The 16,930-nt window shown below is 63.8% G+C and carries 14 protein-coding genes; 3 read left to right on the top strand and 11 right to left on the bottom strand.

Annotated features, from left to right (window positions below; translation table 11 throughout):
- Positions 1–26 precede the first annotated feature (26 nt).
- The 10 genes from G5134_RS01040 to G5134_RS00995 form a co-directional block, all read right to left on the bottom strand.
- Positions 27–608, bottom strand: a complete 582-nt coding sequence (locus G5134_RS01040; protein WP_065018364.1) for a DNA-J related domain-containing protein — start codon at positions 606–608, stop codon at positions 27–29.
- On the bottom strand, positions 605–2,392 hold the full coding sequence (locus G5134_RS01035; protein WP_010635247.1) for a cation:proton antiporter: 1,788 nt from the start codon (positions 2,390–2,392) through the stop codon (positions 605–607). The genes G5134_RS01040 and G5134_RS01035 overlap by 4 nt, the downstream gene beginning before the upstream one ends.
- Positions 2,393–2,568: 176 nt before the next feature.
- Positions 2,569–3,090, bottom strand: a complete 522-nt coding sequence (locus tag G5134_RS01030) for an MltR family transcriptional regulator (protein ID WP_005308438.1) — start codon at positions 3,088–3,090, stop codon at positions 2,569–2,571.
- A 113-nt stretch (positions 3,091–3,203) separates the two neighbouring features.
- The gene (locus G5134_RS01025) at positions 3,204–4,349 is read right to left on the bottom strand and encodes a mannitol-1-phosphate 5-dehydrogenase (protein WP_065018363.1); all 1,146 of its coding nucleotides are present in this window, start codon (positions 4,347–4,349) and stop codon (positions 3,204–3,206) included.
- A gap of 37 nt (positions 4,350–4,386) precedes the next feature.
- Positions 4,387–6,309 (bottom strand): PTS mannitol transporter subunit IICBA, encoded by a 1,923-nt coding sequence (locus G5134_RS01020; RefSeq protein ID WP_065018362.1) that lies wholly within the window; start codon positions 6,307–6,309, stop codon positions 4,387–4,389.
- 454 nt (positions 6,310–6,763) lie between these two features.
- On the bottom strand, positions 6,764–7,810 hold the full coding sequence (locus G5134_RS01015) for a DUF418 domain-containing protein (protein WP_421231817.1): 1,047 nt from the start codon (positions 7,808–7,810) through the stop codon (positions 6,764–6,766).
- A 21-nt stretch (positions 7,811–7,831) separates the two neighbouring features.
- Positions 7,832–8,425 carry a TetR/AcrR family transcriptional regulator gene (locus G5134_RS01010; RefSeq protein ID WP_139431231.1) on the bottom strand — a complete coding sequence of 198 codons (594 nt, stop codon included), beginning with the start codon at positions 8,423–8,425 and terminating at the stop codon, positions 7,832–7,834.
- A gap of 186 nt (positions 8,426–8,611) precedes the next feature.
- Complete coding sequence (locus G5134_RS01005) at positions 8,612–10,633, bottom strand: exoribonuclease II (RefSeq protein WP_421231816.1); 2,022 nt, start codon at positions 10,631–10,633, stop codon at positions 8,612–8,614.
- A gap of 86 nt (positions 10,634–10,719) precedes the next feature.
- On the bottom strand, positions 10,720–11,619 hold the full coding sequence (locus G5134_RS01000; protein WP_139725809.1) for a LysR family transcriptional regulator ArgP: 900 nt from the start codon (positions 11,617–11,619) through the stop codon (positions 10,720–10,722).
- A 266-nt stretch (positions 11,620–11,885) separates the two neighbouring features.
- The gene (locus tag G5134_RS00995) at positions 11,886–12,509 is read right to left on the bottom strand and encodes an acyl-homoserine-lactone synthase (protein ID WP_421231815.1); all 624 of its coding nucleotides are present in this window, start codon (positions 12,507–12,509) and stop codon (positions 11,886–11,888) included.
- A gap of 62 nt (positions 12,510–12,571) precedes the next feature.
- On the opposite strand from G5134_RS00995, the gene G5134_RS00990 reads away from it, so the two are divergent.
- From G5134_RS00990 to G5134_RS00980, 3 genes are all read left to right on the top strand, one after another.
- Positions 12,572–13,354, top strand: coding sequence for a LuxR family transcriptional regulator (locus G5134_RS00990; protein ID WP_005308457.1), 783 nt, complete (start codon positions 12,572–12,574; stop codon positions 13,352–13,354).
- 213 nt (positions 13,355–13,567) lie between these two features.
- Positions 13,568–14,188 carry an L-lysine exporter gene (gene lysE, locus G5134_RS00985; protein WP_005308459.1) on the top strand — a complete coding sequence of 207 codons (621 nt, stop codon included), beginning with the start codon at positions 13,568–13,570 and terminating at the stop codon, positions 14,186–14,188.
- Between the two features lie 126 nt (positions 14,189–14,314).
- The gene (locus G5134_RS00980; RefSeq protein ID WP_213344053.1) at positions 14,315–16,294 is read left to right on the top strand and encodes a bifunctional 2',3'-cyclic-nucleotide 2'-phosphodiesterase/3'-nucleotidase; all 1,980 of its coding nucleotides are present in this window, start codon (positions 14,315–14,317) and stop codon (positions 16,292–16,294) included.
- Positions 16,295–16,369: 75 nt separating this feature from the next.
- Here G5134_RS00980 and G5134_RS00975 read toward each other — a convergent pair whose 3' ends face one another.
- Positions 16,370–16,846: a glycine zipper 2TM domain-containing protein gene (locus G5134_RS00975; RefSeq protein WP_005308463.1), complete on the bottom strand. Its 477-nt coding sequence runs from the start codon at positions 16,844–16,846 to the stop codon at positions 16,370–16,372.
- Positions 16,847–16,930 lie beyond the last annotated feature (84 nt).

Below are 16,930 nucleotides of genomic sequence, written 5' to 3'. Positions count from 1 at the left end.
AGTGGTTGCGGCCGCCATCAGGCGGCTCATTTGGCCGTCTTGAGGTATTCCCAGGCCCAGCGCAGGCGGATGAAGGTGTCGGCATCGCCCCCTCGATCCGGATGGTGTTGCAGTGCCAGCTCCCGCCAGCGGCGGCGGATGGCGTCAGGCCCCGCCCCGGCCGGCAGGGCGAACAGGGTCAGCGCCTCGGCCCTGTGTTCATCACGCTCACAGGCCCGCCAGAAGCTGCCGAGCAGGGCTTCCACCTCCTCCCGGTCGGTCTGCCAGAACACCTGCCAGTCGAGGTAGTAGCTGCGCAGCGCCTCACCCCGGGCGAGGGCGCTTGCCGCGTTGCGAGGTGCGAGCGGTTCGAGCCGGATATCCAGGGTGCTGATCAGCAGCCACCACCCTTCATCGTGGAGCTCGGCCTGCAGCTGATAGAGGGCGTTCATGATGAGGAAGTTGAGCCGAAACAGCTGTTGCTGCTCGTCCCCCGGCAGAGGCGGGATGAGCTCCTGGCGGCGCAGCTCGGCCAGCAACTCGTGCACCTTGTAGCTGCCGCTGGCCTGCCTGAGCAGTGCCAGCAGCGGGGCGAGCAGCGGGTTGGCGGTCGGCTCGGCAGAGTTCACTGGCCGGCCCCCTCTTTGGGGGGCTGCAGGGCGATCAGCAGCTCCCCGGCCAGCGGCTCGACGGGACCGGTGACGATGCGGGTCCGCCCCTTGCCATCCAGCACGAACAGCGGGATGGCGCCCGGGTTGGCCTCCTGGTACTGGGCCCAGTCGAACGCCTCGCTCAGCCGGGTCGCCTTGATCTGGCCACCCCGGCTCAGCAGGCCGCTCAACCGGGCGTAGTTGATATCGGGACCGAACAGGTTCTGACGGGCGCGGAAGGTGGCGCTCTCCCGGTTGGCCTTGCCGTGCTGCTCGCTGGAGCGCAACGAGTAGACCTTCTCCTCGCCGTAGAGGTGGGCGAAGTGCAGCACGCCGAGGGCGTTGTTGTGGCGGTTGGGGGAGAGCGCCAGCACGGTACTGATGCTGGTGAGCGGCAGGTGCAGCTCGGCGTGCTCGGATTGCGGGTTGCCGAAGTAGCAGGGCAGGTTGCTCATCCGTGCCTGACGGCAGAACTCCCAGGCCGGATCGCAGAGCTGGACCGGCACCCCCTGATCCGCCAGCGCCCGGCCGATGGCCCGCGCCACCGAGTTGGCTCCTATGATGAGCCAGGTGTTGGGGGCGCTCTGGCGCATCTTGAGCAGCCCGGCCAGCGGCGCCGAAGTGAGGCTCTGCAGCACCACGGTGGAGATGATCACTGCAAACACCAAGGGGACCAGCTTGTCGGCATCGGCAATGCCGGCCTCATGCAGGCTGATGGCGAAGGAGGCGCTGACCGCCGCCGCCACTATGCCGCGCGGCGCGATCCAGCCGAGCAGGGCACGGGCCCGCCAGGAGAGATCGGATCCCCAGGTGGAGACCAGGATGCAGAGCGGACGCGCCACGAACTGCACCACGCACAGCAGCGCCAGCACCATGGGGCCGAGCTGCCAGAGCTGGGCCAGATCGAGGCGGGCCGCCAGCAGGATGAACAGGGAGGAGATGAGGATGACGGCGAGATCCTCCTTGAAGGCCAGCACCTCCTCCAGATCCAGCCCCTCCTGATTGGCGAGCCAGATGCCGAACACGGTCACCGCCAGCAGGCCGGATTCGTGGCTGAGCCAGTTGGAGAGGCTGAAGGTGACCAGCACCAGTGCCAATACGCCGAACTTGTGCAGGCTGACCGGTAGCCAGTCCTTGCGGATCAGCAGGGTGGTGAGCCAGCCGGCACCGACCCCGATGAGCGAGCCCACCCCCACCGTCTTGGCCAGCGCCAGCAGGGTGTGACCGACCAGATCCCCCTGGCTGCCGAGGCGCACCGCCTCGAACACCAGCACCGCAAACAGGGCGCCGATGGGATCGATGACGATCCCCTCCCAGCGCAGGATGCGGTCCACCTCCCGGGTCGGGCGGATCACGTTGAGCATGGGGGCGACCACGGTGGGGCCGGTCACCACCAGCACGGCGCCGAGCACCATGGCGACCCGCCAGTCCAGCCCCAGCAGGAAGTAACCGGCGCTGCCGATGACGGCGAAGCTCACCAGCATGCCGGTGGAGCAGAGGTTGCGCACCACCTTGCCGATCCCCTTGAGCTCGGCCAGGTGCAGGGTCAGCGCCCCCTCGAACAGGATGATGGCGACCGACAGGGAGACCAGCGGAAACAGCAGGTCGCCGAGCAGGGCATCGGGGTCGAGCAGGCCGCCGACCGGCCCCAGCAACAGGCCGGTGAGCAGCAGAAACAGGATGGCGGGTACCCGCAGCGACCAGGCGAGCCACTGGGCCAGCACTGAGACCAGGGCGATCCCGGCCAGGGAGAGAGCGATCATGCAGACCTCGGTTGGGGCAATGGACCTGGAGGAAGTGTAGTGGGGAAGATGGTCAGATTGACACCAGCCGGCGGCGGGAGCAAGGGGGGACGCGGGTCGCGCGACAGCGGGCGTCACGGGTGCCCGGCCGCGGGAGAGGGGCAGGGTGTGGCCGCTGGCTGCGGCCACCAGCCGGATTAGATGGGGCTCTCTTTGTGGAGTTCGGTGACGCAGTCGGCCACCGCCAGCACCAGCGCCGAGCGCACCACCTGATCGAGCCGGTTCAGCTGCATCTGGTAGAAGGGCCAGTCCTCCTCGTTGGCGGGGGCCTCCTGCGGCATCATGCCGCCCTGGCTGACGCCGTGCAGGCGTGCCAGCAGATCGCGGATCGGCTTGTCGCTGAAGCGGTAATCCTTGGGGTCGCGCACCAGAAAGTCGCGGATCTTCAGGTAAGCCTCGAGATCCTGATAGCGCTCGAGGGAGATGAGGCCGAGGGCGAAGATGAGCTTGAGGCGTACCTCCAGCTGGCCGAGGGGGCCGCTCTGGTTGAGCAAAGGTTCGATGGCGTATTTGACGGCATACTCCTCCTGACGGAACGCGCGTCGCATCAGAGAGTCGACCGCCTCTTCCAGGATGGTCACGACCTCGAGAAAGAAGCCGCGGGGGCCATCCTGCTCGTTCAGTCGTTCCAGTACTTCATCTTCCTGGTGTGTGGTCATAAGTGCATTGGGTCCAGCTGACTGGGAGAGAGTGGGCCTCTCTCCCGGTTTTTATCGTATGAGGCGCTTTGGTGGCCGGCCTGCGCGGGCCGGCACGGTGGCGCCTCATCAGGTCACTTCAAATTGCCATAACGGGTGACGATGGCGCTGACGATGTCGCTGTCGGCGGCCAGGCCGGTGATGCGCGCCAGGGTCTGGGCCGGGCCCAGCTCCGCCAGCAGCTGTTGCAGCTCCACCGCCTGCGGGTCGTCGGCGTTGCGATAGTGCAGCGCAGCGGCGATCCCCTCCTGCAGGTGATCGTTCGGCAAGCCGTACTCCAGGGTGCCGAGCAGCGGCTTCACCAGTCGATCTCCCGCCGCCAGCTTGCGCAGCGGCTGACGGCCGACCCGGTCAATCTCGTCCACCAGATAGGGGTTGGCGAAGCGGGCCAGGATCTTCTCGATGTAGGCGGCGTGCAGGCGCGGGTCGAAACCGTAGCGTTGCACCAGCACGGCGCCGCTCTCCTCCATGGCGCGGCGTACCTTGCTGCGGATCAGCGGATCCTCGATCGCCTCGCGGATGGTGCGATAGCCCCTCAGCTTGCCGAGGTAGGCAGTGACGATGTGGCCGGTGTTGAGGGTGAACAGCTTGCGCTCGACGAAGGCCATCAGGTTGTCGGTGGGCTCCATGCCCGCCACCTGCGGCAGCTCGCCCTTGAACTGGGTCTGGTCGACGATCCACTCGCTGAAGCTCTCCACTGTCACTTCCAGCGGATCATCGTTGGCCGCCGCCGGCGGGACGATGCGGTCCACCGCCGAGTCGACGAAGCCGATGCAGGCGTCGAGGGTGGCATGATACGCGACCGGCAGGTACTTGAGTACCTCCTGCTTGAGGTGGCTGGTGCCGCGCACCATGTTCTCGCAGGCGATGACGTTGAGCGGCGTCAGGTTGCCGGCATCGAAGCGGGCCTGCAGCCCCTGGGCCAGGGTGCTGGCAATCTTGTCCAGAATGTTGGGGCCGACTGCGGTGGTGACCAGATCGGCGGTGATGATGCGGGCGATCACCTCGTGGCCGGCGGAGCTCACCGCCGCCACGTTGCGCACCACGTCCAGCTTCTGATCCGCTCCCACCACGTGCACCTTGTACTCCTGGCGGTGGTTGAGCTGGTCGATCAGGGTCTCGTTGACGTCGGCGAAGGTGACCTGATGGCTGGCGTCAGCCAGCAGTTTTCCGATGAAGCCGCGACCGATATTGCCGGCACCAAAATGCAATGTTTTCATGATATTAACCTCTTGAACCAAAGACGATGAAGGACGATCAGGCAGCCTGTTCGGCACCCAGCAGATCCAGGAACTCCTGGGGATCCTGAGTGCTGGCCAGCCGGTCGATGAGGCCGGGTTCGTCCAGTGCATTGGTCAGGCGGGTTATCACCTGCATGTGTTCGTCATTGCGGGCGGCGATGCCGATCACCAGCCGCGCCACTTCATCGGCCGCCTCGCCGAAGGCGACCCCGGCCGGGTATTGGCAGATGACGATGCCGGTGCGCTTCACAAACTCCTTGGCGGCGATGGTGCCGTGGGGCACGGCGATGGATTCGCCGAGGTAGGTGGAGACCAGCTGTTCGCGCTCCAGCATGGCGTTGACGTAGTCGGGCGCCACGTAGCCCCGCTCCGCCAGCAGCTTGCCGGCAGCCCGGATGGCGGCCTCCTTGTTGTCGGCCTTGAGTCCCAGGTGCACGTCATGCCGGCTCAGGGTAAAGACCTCGGCCGCTTGCGGCTCGTAGCTGTCGTCGTTGGCAGCCACCAGCAGCTGCGGGTTGGCGACGTCATCGTTGGCGGCCTGGGTCAGGCTCTGTACCAGCTCCTGATAGAGACCGTTGTCGAGGAAGTTGGTGAGCGAGATGTGGTGAGCGTGCGGCGCGTGGCGACGGGCCCGCTCGGTCAGATCCTTGTGGGTGATGACCCAGTCCACCTGATCGTCGAGCTGATCGATGGCACGGTTGGTGACGCTGATGTCGAGGCCGGCGGCCTGCACCCGCTTGCGCAGCAGGCCGGCGCCCATGGCGCTGGAGCCCATGCCCGCATCGCAGGCGACGACGATGTTGCGCACCGCCATCAGTTCACCGCCCGGCTTCTTGGCTGCTGCGGTCTCGGGCTTGGCAGCCTTCATGGCTTTCATCTTGCGGGTGGCTTCACCCAATGCATCGGCCTCGTCGGCTTCCGGCTGCTGGGCACGCACGAACACGGCGGCGACCAGGAAGGAGACCAGGGTGGCGCTGATGATGGAGAGGGCGACCCCTATGAGGGAGGCTTTCGGTGTCATCAACAGCACGGCGAAGATGGAACCCGGTGAGGCGGGGGAGACCAGACCTGCGTTGAACAGGGTCAGGGTGAACACCCCGGTCATGCCGCCGGCGATCACCGCCAGGATGAGGCGCGGGTTCATCAGCACGTACGGGAAGTAGATCTCGTGGATGCCGCCGAAGAAGTGGATGATGGAGGCACCGGCAGCGGACTGCTTGGCGGCGCCGCGACCGAACACCATGTAGGCCAGCAGCACGCCCATGCCCGGGCCCGGGTTCGCTTCAATCAGGAAGAAGATGGAGCGGCCGTGCTCGGTGGCCTGCTGGATCCCCAGCGGCGAGAAGATGCCGTGGTTGATGGCGTTGTTGAGGAACAGGATCTTGGCCGGCTCGACGAAGATGGAGGTGAGCGGCAGCAGGTTGTTGTCCACCAGGAAGCCGACGCCACCGGCCAGCACGCCGGAGAGCACCTTGACGAAGGGGCCGATCACGAAGAAGGCGAGGATCGCCAGCAGCATGCCGATGAGGCCGGCGGAGAAGTTATTGACCAGCATCTCGAAGCCGCTCTTGACGCGACCTTCCATCGCCTTGTCGAAACGCTTGATGGCCCAGCCACCGAGCGGGCCGACCATCATGGCGCCCATGAACATGGGAATGTCGGTCCCCACGATGACGCCCATGGTGGTGATGGCACCGACCACGCCGCCGCGCTCACCGCCCATCAGCTTGCCGCCGGTATAGCCAATCAGCAGCGGCAGCAGGTAGGTGATCATGGGGCCGACCAGCTTGGCCAAGGTTTCGCTCGGCAGCCAGCCGGTGGGGATGAAGAGGGCGGTAATAAAGCCCCAGGCGATGAAGGCGCCTATGTTGGGCATGACCATATTGGACAGGAAGCGTCCAAAATTCTGTATCTTGACTTTGGTATCCGGTGATAACATGTCGGGACCCCGTTTTAAGCCTGTTTGATTAAAAGTGGTAGTCGGGCTGGCCGGTTTTGCCGAACCGCCATCCCTGTCGTCTAAGCAACTTCAATCTACCAGCTTGTGATCAAATTAGGCTGGAAACGGGGTGTCTTGTGACGCAGCTCTCAAATACCTCGACCTTCCCCCTCCATTCATAGTGATGTGGATCACATTCACTCTCTGTATTTCGGCTACATTTCGATCTTTGCTGCCGCCAGTATCGTCTTTATGTGACTCGCGTCACTCTTTTCTATTTGCGCAAACCTGATGTCAATGTGATCCATTTCTCATTTCTATTATTTGTATTCAATTGGGGCAATTCGCCTGACCCGAAAACTGAGGGTGTTGACGATGAATTGCTTGAATCAGTACTCAAATAACCAATGAATCAATTATTTTGTAACCTACTTTCAGTTTTTCATGCTCTCCTTCAGCCGCAGAGCTGGCGCATCAGCCACTCCAGCGGGCCTCGCTCGAAGTGCTGACTCCAGAGATTGGCAAACAGCAGCGCCGCCAGGGCGAAGAGGCCGGCGGCCAGCACTACCTCGGGCAGATCCTGCCCCTGCAGCCAGCCGATCGCCTCCAGCATCCCCATGCCGAGCATGATGTGGGCCAGATAGAGGGTCAGGGTCTGCCGGCCGACCGGCAGCCACATTCGCCACCAGCGGGCCTCGGGCAGGGTACGGCTCAGCCAGAGGCAGAGGGCGATCAGGGTGCTGGCCGCTCCCATGCCGAACAGCAGGTAGAGCGGCGCTGGGGGAATGGGCTGGGTCGCCAGCAGCGGCGCCAGCTCTGGGTTCGGTAAGAGGGTCCGCAACCAGAGTGAAAGCCCCTTGGCCAGCACCATGGCACTCACCCCGCCGGCCAGCAGCCAGCGCTGGGTGAGCGGATTGGCCAGAGGTTGACGGCTCAGCCAGAGGCCGTAGAGCAGAAAGCCCAGCCAGGGCACCACAGGGTGCCAGCCGTTGAACAGCAGATTGCGGACGAAGCCGACCAGGGTCCAGAACTCGGGATAGCTGAAGCTGTGCCACTGCCAGCCCCGATCGTAATCGAGCAGGAACAGCAGGCTGACGAAGCTTGCCGCCAGCAGCGGGATCAGGGCCAGCAGCCAGGGGGAGGGAAGCCGGAGACAGCAGGCCCCCAGCAGAAAGTAGACGGCGTAGTAGTGGATGATGTCGGCCGGAAACACCAGGTAGTTGAGCAGCCCTACGATCAGCAGGAACAGGGCCCGCTTGGCGGTGTGGGTCATGGCTGCCGACCACGCCAGCTTGCGGGTCGACAGTCCGAGCCCGATGCCGGCCAGCACCACGAAGCTGGCGGCGGAGCGCCCCTCCAGCGCATCCAGCAGGGGCTTGAGCCAGGTTGGCCCGCCCGCCAACACCCCCATGGCGATGCGAAAATTCACCAGCACCATGCCGAGCAGGGCCATGGCGCGGGCCAGATCCAGTCCTTCCAGTCGATTGTGCGGAGTAGTCATGGTGGTGACTCCTTGGGGTGATCAGCGGGCCGGGCCCAGCAACTGGTCCAGCAGGGACGGCAGCCGTTGTTCCACCGGCGCCTGCTCTGGATGCAGGGCGAGTGCGTGGCGCACCGCCTGCCCCTCCAGCGCGTCCAGCAGCAGCTGGGCCGTGAGATCCGGCTGCAGGTGGGCGGCCAGCTCCCCCGCCTGCTGGCCACGGCGCACCGTCGCCGCCAGGGCATCGCACAGCTGGCGCTGGTTGCTGGCGAAGGTGGCCGCCATCTCGGGATGGCGGGTCAGCTCGGCCAGGATCTCGGTGCCGAGCAGCAGGTTCTCCGGGGTCAGCGACCAGGCGAGGTAGCCGGCGGCGAAGCGGGCCAGCGCCGCCCGGGCCGGCCCCTGGACCAGCTCATCCAGCAAGGGTTGCAGCTCGGCCGCCTCCAGCGAGGCGATCAGGGCGATCAGCTCCTCCTTGCGGGCGAAGTGGTTGTAGAGGTTGCCGAGGCTCACCCCGGCGGCGGCGGCGATGTCGCGCATGCCGGTCTGGTGGAAGCCCCGCTCGATAAAGCAGCCGAGCGCCGCCTGGATGATCTGCTCGCGCCGCTGCTCCAGCCGCAGGTTGTTGGTGGTCATGGGGATGCCTCTTGCCTGAAAATTTTATATGAGCGAACGTTCGTTCATTGATGGATCCACTCTATGCCCGTGGCGAGCCACTGGCAAGCCAGGGCGTACAAAAAGTGATCTGCTGACTAGGCGGGCGGCATGACCCAATAAAAAAGCCCGCAGGGTGCGGGCTTTTGCAAGGAGGGAAGGCCTGGCTTATTCGGCCTTGGGAGCTTCCGCAGCCGGTGCGGCCTCGGCTTCGCTCACCGGGGCGACCGGCGCCGGGCCCGGCACCAGCTCCACCGCCGGCTTGGCGATGAGGGAGCGGGTCTCTTCCACCGCTTCGGTCAGCTTGACCTCGATGATCTGGCCGAGCTCGTAGACCACCTCGGTCTTGTCCAGATAGACGCGACCGTTGTCCCAGTTGCACTCCAGCCGATCCTTGTTGTCGAGGATATGGCGGGCGGGCATGAACACCACGGCGCCGTTCTCGCGCAGACGCAGCTTGAGACCGGCGCGCATCACGTCGATGATCTCGGCGTTGAACACCTTGTCGGTGCCGGCATCGGCCTTGAGGTAGCGGACATAGAGCCAGTCGCCGATGTCGCGCTCCACCATGCGGTGCAGACGGCGGCAGGCGGTCAGGTGTTCGGTGAGCTCCAGGCTCGGGCGCTCACCCGGGGTCTTGCCGGCGATGACGGCCTTGAGCAGGCGATGGTTGACCATGTCGCCGTATTTGCGGATCGGTGAGGTCCAGGTGGCGTAGGCATCCAGCCCCAGGCCGTAGTGGGCACCCGGCTCGGCGGACATCAGCGCATAGCTCTGGAAGCGGCGGATCTTGCCATCCAGCCAGCGGGTGTCCAGGCTGTCGATCCAGCGGCGCAGGGCGCAGAAGCCGGACAGGCTGGCGATATCGATCTTCTCGAACGGGGCCTCGGCGCTTTTGAGCAGATCGATGGCGCCGTCGAGGGACTCCTCGTCAAAGCCGGTGTGGACGTTGAAGATGCCGTAACCGACACTCTTGCCCAGCACGCGGCCGGCACAGATGTTGGCGGCGATCATCGACTCTTCCACCATGCGGTTGGCGATGCGGCGCGGCTCGACGTGGATGGCCAGCACTTCGCCGTTCTCGCCCAGCTCGAAGTCGTAGTCGGGGCGGTCCGGGAACACCAGGGCGTGCTCGGTGCGCCACTTGATGCGCGCCTCGGTCATCGCCTTCATCAGCGGCAGCTGGGCCAGCACGCCTGCGTCGATATTCAGCGCTTTGCCGTGTTCGGCCCAGTCGGAGACGTCGTCATAGTTGAGGCGGGCGTGGGAGCAGATGCGGGCGGCGAAGAACTCGGTCTCCTCCAGCAGCAGGCCATCTTCGGCGATCAGCAGGCGGGCGCACAGGGTGTTGCGCTCCTCGCCCTCTTTCAGGGAGCAGAGCTCGTCGGAGAGGGTGCGCGGGATCATGGGCACGTTGCGGCCCGGCATGTAGACGGTGAAGGCGCGCTGGGCGGCCTCCTTGTCCAGCTCGCTCCCTTCGGCCACATAGGCGGTCGGGTCGGCGATGGCGACCAGCAGCTCCCAGCCGTTGTCCAGCTTGCGGATGGCCAGGGCATCGTCCATGTCCTTGGTCTTGGCGCCGTCGATGGTGAAGAAGGGGGTCGCGGTCAGATCGGTGCGGGGCAGCTCTTCCTCTTCGATCACCTTCCACTCCGGCAGATCCGCCGGCTCGACCTGGGCCAGGTTGTGGCGCGCCAGCACCACCCACCAGGGCACGTTGTGATCTTCTTGGGCGGCGATCTTCTGGGTGATCTCGGCGGAGAAGTTGCCGTCCACCAGGGCGTGACGCTTGAGGGTGGCGACCACCCAGTCCCCTTCCTTGAACTCTTTCTCGTCCAGACCCTTCTTGACGCGGGCCTTGATGGCATCCTTGATCAGCGGATGATCGGCCACCACGTTGAGGCGGTCGCGGAACATCTTGACCCGGGCCACGAAGCGGGTGACGGACTGCTCCAGCAGTTCATCCGGCTCGGCCACTTCCTTCTCTTTCTCGGTGCGGATCAGGGCGGTCACCCGGTCACCGTGCATCACCTTTTTCATGTAGGGAGGCGGCACGAAATAGCTGGTCTTCTCATCGACCTCCAGAAAGCCGAAGCCCCGATCGGAGGCGCGGATCACACCCTCTTTCTTGGGGATGTTTTCGCGGATTTGTTGCTTGAGCTGGGCCAGCAGCGGATTGTCTTGGAACATAAATGGGGAACCTGAGTGGAGACCTGGTGGTTAATCGCCCAGCACTATACGTTTTTACCCCTCCAAAGCCAAGGTGAATGGCCCTGTCAGGGGCGTTGCAGCGCCCGGCGACCCTGCTCGATCAGGCGCTGGGATATCTGTTTGTGCAGCCCGCGCTCCAGCACCCAGCGGTGCCAGTAGAGTCGTTCTACCAGGTGCTGATCCGGGTTGAGATCGAGCAATGACCCCTCCGCCAGCTGGCGACGGATCTGCAGTTCCGGGATGAGGCAGCAGGCCAGCCCCTGCTCGGCCATGGCGACGAAGGCCTCGGACGAGCGCACCGTGTGGCAGGGGTAGCCGCCGGGCTCCAGCCCGAAGTGGCGGGCCATGTAGCTGACGTGCATGTCGTCACGCTGATCGAAGGCCACCGCCGGCGCCTTGGCCAGCGCCGCCAGGGTCAGCCCCTGTGGGAAGTGGCGCTCGACGAAGGCGGGGCTGGCGGTGAGCAGGTAGCGCATCTCGCCGAGCTCGTCGACGCAGCAGCCCGCCAGTGGCTGGCCGTGCAGGCTGACGGCGCCGAACGCCTGCCCCTCGCGCACCCGATCCAGGGTGCGGCTCTCGTCATCCACCAGCAGGTTGAGCTCGATGGGGTGCTGTTCCAGCAGCGGCGCCAAGGCGGGCAGAAACCAGGTGGCCAGGCTGTCGGCATTGACGGCTATGCTGACCCGGATCGGCGCCTGGGGCTCGGCGGGAGAGAGCTCGCCGGCCAGCTCCAGTTCCAGCTGGCGTACCTGGCGGTAGTGGGCCAGCAGCTTCTGCCCGAGCGCGGTGGCCTGCAGTGGCTGGCCGCGAATGATCAGCGGCTCGGCAAACTGCTGCTCCAGCTGCTTGATGCGCTGGGAGATGGCTGACTGGGTGATGTGCAGGCGCTGGGCGGCCCGCTCGAAGTTCTGTTCCTGCATCACCGCATCCAGCGCCAGCAGCAGCTTGTAGTCCAACGCCTTCATCAGCATTCCTTATCAGCAGGGAGATTGAGAAGGGATGCTACTCAAGTGGTGGCGAGAGAACAACCTGAGAGCGCTGAAAATGTCGGCAGCGCAGGCGGGACAAGGGTTGTGGGGTCAAAGCGGGTTTGTCACTGTGAGATGTGACAGTGGTGGTCAAAAGGTATTCAGGAGATACTCTTTTGCGTCCGTTTTTGCATGGGGTGGAAACGGGCCATAGCGAGAACTTTTAATCCCGGGTCTTACCCCGGGATTTTTTTGCGTCACCCTTATTCGGTGACCAGCTCGCGGGCTTCGTCATAGGCACCCTGCAGGGGCTGACCGACGGCACGGGCGAAACGCTCGTCCAGATGGAAGCGGATCCCCACCCCGCGCACGGCGCCCAGATCCACCGCCTGGCGGTGACCGAGCCGCTCGATGGGCAGGCCGAGGCGGCGGAAGATCCGCTCTACCGGCAGGCTGACCACGGCAACCAGCTCGCGGATCCCCTTCGCCCTGGCGAAGGCATAGACCTCGCGGAAGATGACGCAGGTCAGCTCGCTGACCCCGTTGCCCAGGCGCGGCGCCCGTTCGGCATCGATGGCGAGGCGGGTCAGTTCCCACACGTCGTTGCTACGTGGCGGGGCTTCGCCGGCGAGGGCGGTGGGGAAGATGCTGGGCAGCATGTAATCCTGGGCACAACTGAGCAGACGGATGCAGCCGCACAGGCCTGCCTCGTCTTCAATCAGCACCCAGTGGGTGTCCGGAGTATCGAAGCTGTCCTGCTCCAGACCACGGTGAGATTCCACATCCCAGCCGAGGCGATCGGAGAAGACGCGATTGCGAAAGCGATAAAGCTCGTTTTCTACCTCCCATCTGGGGTGTTCTTTTAATTTTCCTTTGAAAACAAGCATTCAGATGTCTCCATTTCAGTGTTCGGCGCTATAATCGAGGCCCTGGCCAGGGGGGCTAGCCTATGAAACAAGACCAACTGCTTGAGTACCTCGAACATTTCACTTCGGTAACGGACGGGGATCGTCTGGCCGAGTTGATCGGTCGGTTCACGCTCGGTATGGGTTACGACTACTACCGGTTTGCGCTGATCATTCCCATGTCGATGCAAAGACCCAAGGTGGTGCTGTTCAATCAGTGCCCCGACTCCTGGGTGCAGGCCTATACGGCAAACCATATGCTGGCCTGTGATCCCATCATTCAATTGGCCCGCAAGCAGACCTTGCCCATTTACTGGAACCGGCTGGATGAGCGAGCACGTTTTCTGCAAGAGGGCAGTCTGGACGTGATGGGGTTGGCGGCGGAGTTCGGGCTGCGCAACGGCATCTCGTTTCCGTTGCACGGGGCGGCGGGAGAAAACGGCATACTGTCGTTCATCACCGCCGAGCGGGCATCGAGCGATCTGCTGCTGGAGTCCTCGCCCGTCCTCTCCTGGATGTCCAACTACATCTTCGAGGCGGCGATCCGGATTGTGCGGGTCAGTCTGCGGGACGATGACCCTCAGGAGGCCCTGACTGACCGGGAGACCGAATGCCTGTTCTGGGCCAGTGAAGGGAAAACGTCGAGTGAAATCGCCTGCATCCTGGGGATCACGGAGCGAACCGTGAACTACCACCTCAATCAGGTCACCCGTAAAACGGGGTCGATGAATCGCTACCAGGCCATCGCCAAGGGGGTGAGCAGTGGCATCTTGCTGCCCAATCTCGAGCAGGTCGTGGTCACCAACTTCCCCAAGCTGATGCAATAAAACCCGATGATTCTCGGGGCAGAGTGACTGGCTAACAATTGTCAGATCCTGCAATTGACAGCCATGAACGGGTCTAGCCCCTTCTACCTCGAAGGGGTTGGGTCGAGCCCTTTGTCATTAGCAAAACAAATTGCTCAGCAGATTAATGAATTTCTCTAAACGTCTGGCCGCCCCTTATAGTGCCGTCCAATCACTCTGCTGGACGGTTCATCCATGTTTGCAACTACCCTGCAAGGCTTCACCCTCGGCCTTGCCATGATCATCCCCATCGGTGCCCAGAATGCCTTCGTGCTGAGCCGGGGCATCCACCGCAACCACCATCTGCTGACGGCGACCCTCTGCTGCCTGTGCGATCTCGTGCTGATCGGCATCGGGGTGTTCGGCGGTGCCAACCTGCTGGCGGCCAGCCCGATCGGACTGGCCCTGCTGACCTGGGGCGGGGTGCTGTTCCTCGGCTGGTTCGGTATCCGTTCCCTGCGCAGCGCCTGGCGCGGGCAGGGGGCTGCACTTGCTGACTCGCCCCAGCTGATGGGGGTCAAGAGCGTGCTGGCCATGACGCTCGGGGTGACCCTGCTCAACCCCCACGTCTACCTGGACACCCTGATGCTGCTCGGCTCCTTCGGCAGCCAGTTTGCCGAAGAGTTGCGGCCGGCCTTTGCGGCGGGGGCCATGCTGGCCTCGCTGGTCTGGTTCTACAGCCTGGCGTTCGGGGCGGCCGCCCTCTCGCCCTGGCTCGCTCGCGGTAGGGTTCAGCAAGCTATTGATACTATTGTTGGTTTCATCATGCTCGGGTTGGCGCTGCAGCTGGCGAGCGGGGCTTTGCTGGCGTCATAAGGCTATTTTTGTGCCGCACCTCATAAAAATTCACCCCGGCTTCATCCGCTGACATATTCGTCTGTTAAATTCCCGTCGCTGGTAAAGCGACACTCTAATAAAAGGGACAAGACAGTGAATAAATCCATGAAGCTGGGTGCTATTGCAGCCATCGTGCTGTTATCTGCCTGTAGCAATGACAACGACAGCAAGGCGCAACCGGGTGAGGTTGCCCTGCGTCTGATCCAGACCTCCGATATCCACTCCAACGTGCTGGGCTACGACTACTACCAGAACAAGGAGGACCGCAAGTTCGGCCTCTCCCGCACCGCGCTGCTGATCCGCGCGGCCCGCGCCGAAAACCCCAATAACCTGCTGCTCGACAACGGCGACCTGATCCAGGGCACGCCGCTGGCGGACTACATCTTCGAGCAGTCCGGTGCCGGCTACCTCGACAAGCAGGCCCACCCGGTGTTCAAGGCGATGAACGAGCTTGGCTACGATGCCGGCAACCTGGGCAACCACGAGTTCAACTACGGTCTGGATTACCTCACCAAGACCCTGCAGGGGGCCAAGTTCCCCTATGTGAACGCCAACGTGTTCGAGGCGGGCGCCTTCAAGCGCGATGCCAAGGGGCAGATTGACTGGAGTGGCAACAAGTTCACCCCCTACCTGCTGCTGGAGCGCAAGGTGAAGGATGACAAGGGCCAGCTGCAGACCGTCAAGGTCGGCATCCTGGGGCTGACCCCGCCGCAGGTGCTGCAGTGGGACAAGCGTCATCTGGAAGGCAAGGTGGTGGTGGCCGACATGGTCGAGACCGCCAACCACTATGTGCCCGAGCTGCGCGCCAAGGGCGCCGACGTGGTCGTCGTGGTTGCCCACACCGGCATCAATGCCAGCAGCTACGAGGCCATGATGGAGAACTCCGCCTGGCACCTGGCCAAGGTGAAGGGGGTGGATGCCCTGATGCTGGGCCACGCCCACAAGAACTTCCCGGGTGACTTCCCGGATCTGCCGGAGGTGGACAATAAGGCCGGCACCCTGAGCGGTATTCCGACCGTAATGCCGGGTTACTGGGGCAACCACCTCGGCATCATCGACCTCAAGCTGGAGCAGGTGGACGGCAAGTGGCAGGTGAAACAGAGCCAGGCCAGCCTGCGCAAGATCGACTCCAGCGAGGGCAGCGCGGTGGATCAGCGGGTGGTGGACCTGGTACAGGCCGATCATGACGCCACCAACCAGTGGCTGGACGAGCCGCTTGGCAAGATCACTTCCTCCATCCACAGCTTCTTCGCCCTGGTGCAGGACGACCCCTCGGTGCAGCTGGTGAGCGATGCCCAGCGCCGCTACGCCGAACAGCTGCAAAAAGATGGTCTGCTCAAGGAGTCCTACCCCATCCTGTCGGTAGCGGCCCCGTTCCGTGGCGGTCGCAACGGCATCAACGACTTCACCTACGTGGCCCAGGGCGACATCTCCCTGCGCAACGTCTCCGACCTCTACATCTATCCGAACACCCTGCAGGTGGTCGAGGTGAACGGGGCCACCGTCAAGGAGTGGCTGGAGATGAGTGCCGGCCAGTTCAACCAGATCGACACCGGCAAGACCGAGGTGCAGTGGCTGGTGAACGAGAAGTTCCCCACCTACAACTTCGACGTGATCGACGGGGTCAACTACGAGGTGGATATCACCCAGCCGGCCCGTTACAACAAGGAAGGGGCCAAGGTCAGCGACGGCCAGCGCATCAGCAGCCTCACCTTCAACGGCCAGCCCATCGATCCGGCCCAGAAGTTCTACGTGGTGACCAACAACTATCGCGCCAGCGGCGGCGGCCACTTCCCGGGTATCGACGGCAGCAACATAGTGCATGAAGACCCCTTCGAGACGCGCGAGATCATCGCCCAGTACCTGAAGGCCCAGTCTGCCGAGAACCCGGCCGGCTTCAGCCCGGCGGCCAACAACAACTGGCACATGAAGGCCCTGCCGGCCAACGTAGACGTACGGCTCTACTCCTCGCCTCGCGAGGAGGCCAAACAGCTGGCCGGTGCGGATCTGGAGTACAAGTCCACCCTGCCGATGGATGACGCCCAGCACCCTGGCTACGCCATCTTCCGGCTGGTTCGTCAGTAACCCTCCACCGGTATCGATGATAAAAAAAAGCCCTCGCACTGCGAGGGCTTTTTCATGGGCGGAGGCCTAGAGGGTTTAGTTGACCACGGCCACGTTGATGGTGCCGTTGCCCTGGGTCATGCGTACCCGGGCGCCCGGTACGAAGGTGGGGCTGGCCTTTTGCACCACCACGATGGATTCGCCGTTCTCTTTCTTGATCTCGAGCTCGACGCCATCCACCTGGTTGAGCTTGTCACCGGCTGCCTTGCCGGCCGCTGCACCCGCGATGGCGCCACCGGCCGCGGCGATGTCGCTGCCGCGCCCGCCGCCGATGGTGCTGCCGAGCAGGCCGCCGACCACGGCGCCGCCTATGGTGCCGATCAACGAGTTCTCATCGGCCTGGATCTTGACCGGGCGTGTGGAGAGGATGGTGCCGTAGCTGACGGTCTGTACCTGCTTGGCGCGATCCTTGGTGTAGACATCGCCGGAGTAGACGTCGCTGTTGGCACAGCCGCTGAGGGTGGTGGCGGTGGTGGTGGCCAACAGGGCGATGAGGGTAATGCGTTTCAACATGATGGGCCTCCTGGGCTGGCATCTAATCTGGTTTGTTCGGTCAGTGATTCAACTCTACGCCAACCGGATTGAGCATGAAACCAG

Source organism: Aeromonas sp. 600276 (assembly GCF_049175815.1).
Lineage (GTDB): Bacteria > Pseudomonadota > Gammaproteobacteria > Enterobacterales > Aeromonadaceae > Aeromonas > Aeromonas dhakensis.
Note: the sequence above shows the minus strand (reverse complement) of the source record. Positions and strands in the feature narration are given on the sequence as shown.

Coding starts and splice junctions, on each gene's coding strand:
- G5134_RS01035 (WP_010635247.1), bottom strand. CDS start 2,392: ATGATCGCTCTCTCCCTGGCCGGGATCGCCCTGGTCTCAGTGCTGGCC.
- G5134_RS01030 (WP_005308438.1), bottom strand. CDS start 3,090: ATGACCACACACCAGGAAGATGAAGTACTGGAACGACTGAACGAGCAG.
- G5134_RS01025 (WP_065018363.1), bottom strand. CDS start 4,349: ATGAAAACATTGCATTTTGGTGCCGGCAATATCGGTCGCGGCTTCATC.
- G5134_RS01020 (WP_065018362.1), bottom strand. CDS start 6,309: ATGTTATCACCGGATACCAAAGTCAAGATACAGAATTTTGGACGCTTC.
- G5134_RS01015 (WP_421231817.1), bottom strand. CDS start 7,810: ATGACTACTCCGCACAATCGACTGGAAGGACTGGATCTGGCCCGCGCC.
- G5134_RS01010 (WP_139431231.1), bottom strand. CDS start 8,425: ATGACCACCAACAACCTGCGGCTGGAGCAGCGGCGCGAGCAGATCATC.
- G5134_RS01005 (WP_421231816.1), bottom strand. CDS start 10,633: ATGTTCCAAGACAATCCGCTGCTGGCCCAGCTCAAGCAACAAATCCGC.
- G5134_RS01000 (WP_139725809.1), bottom strand. CDS start 11,619: ATGAAGGCGTTGGACTACAAGCTGCTGCTGGCGCTGGATGCGGTGATG.
- G5134_RS00995 (WP_421231815.1), bottom strand. CDS start 12,509: ATGCTTGTTTTCAAAGGAAAATTAAAAGAACACCCCAGATGGGAGGTA.
- G5134_RS00990 (WP_005308457.1), top strand. CDS start 12,572: ATGAAACAAGACCAACTGCTTGAGTACCTCGAACATTTCACTTCGGTA.
- lysE (WP_005308459.1), top strand. CDS start 13,568: ATGTTTGCAACTACCCTGCAAGGCTTCACCCTCGGCCTTGCCATGATC.
- G5134_RS00980 (WP_213344053.1), top strand. CDS start 14,315: ATGAAGCTGGGTGCTATTGCAGCCATCGTGCTGTTATCTGCCTGTAGC.
- G5134_RS00975 (WP_005308463.1), bottom strand. CDS start 16,846: ATGTTGAAACGCATTACCCTCATCGCCCTGTTGGCCACCACCACCGCC.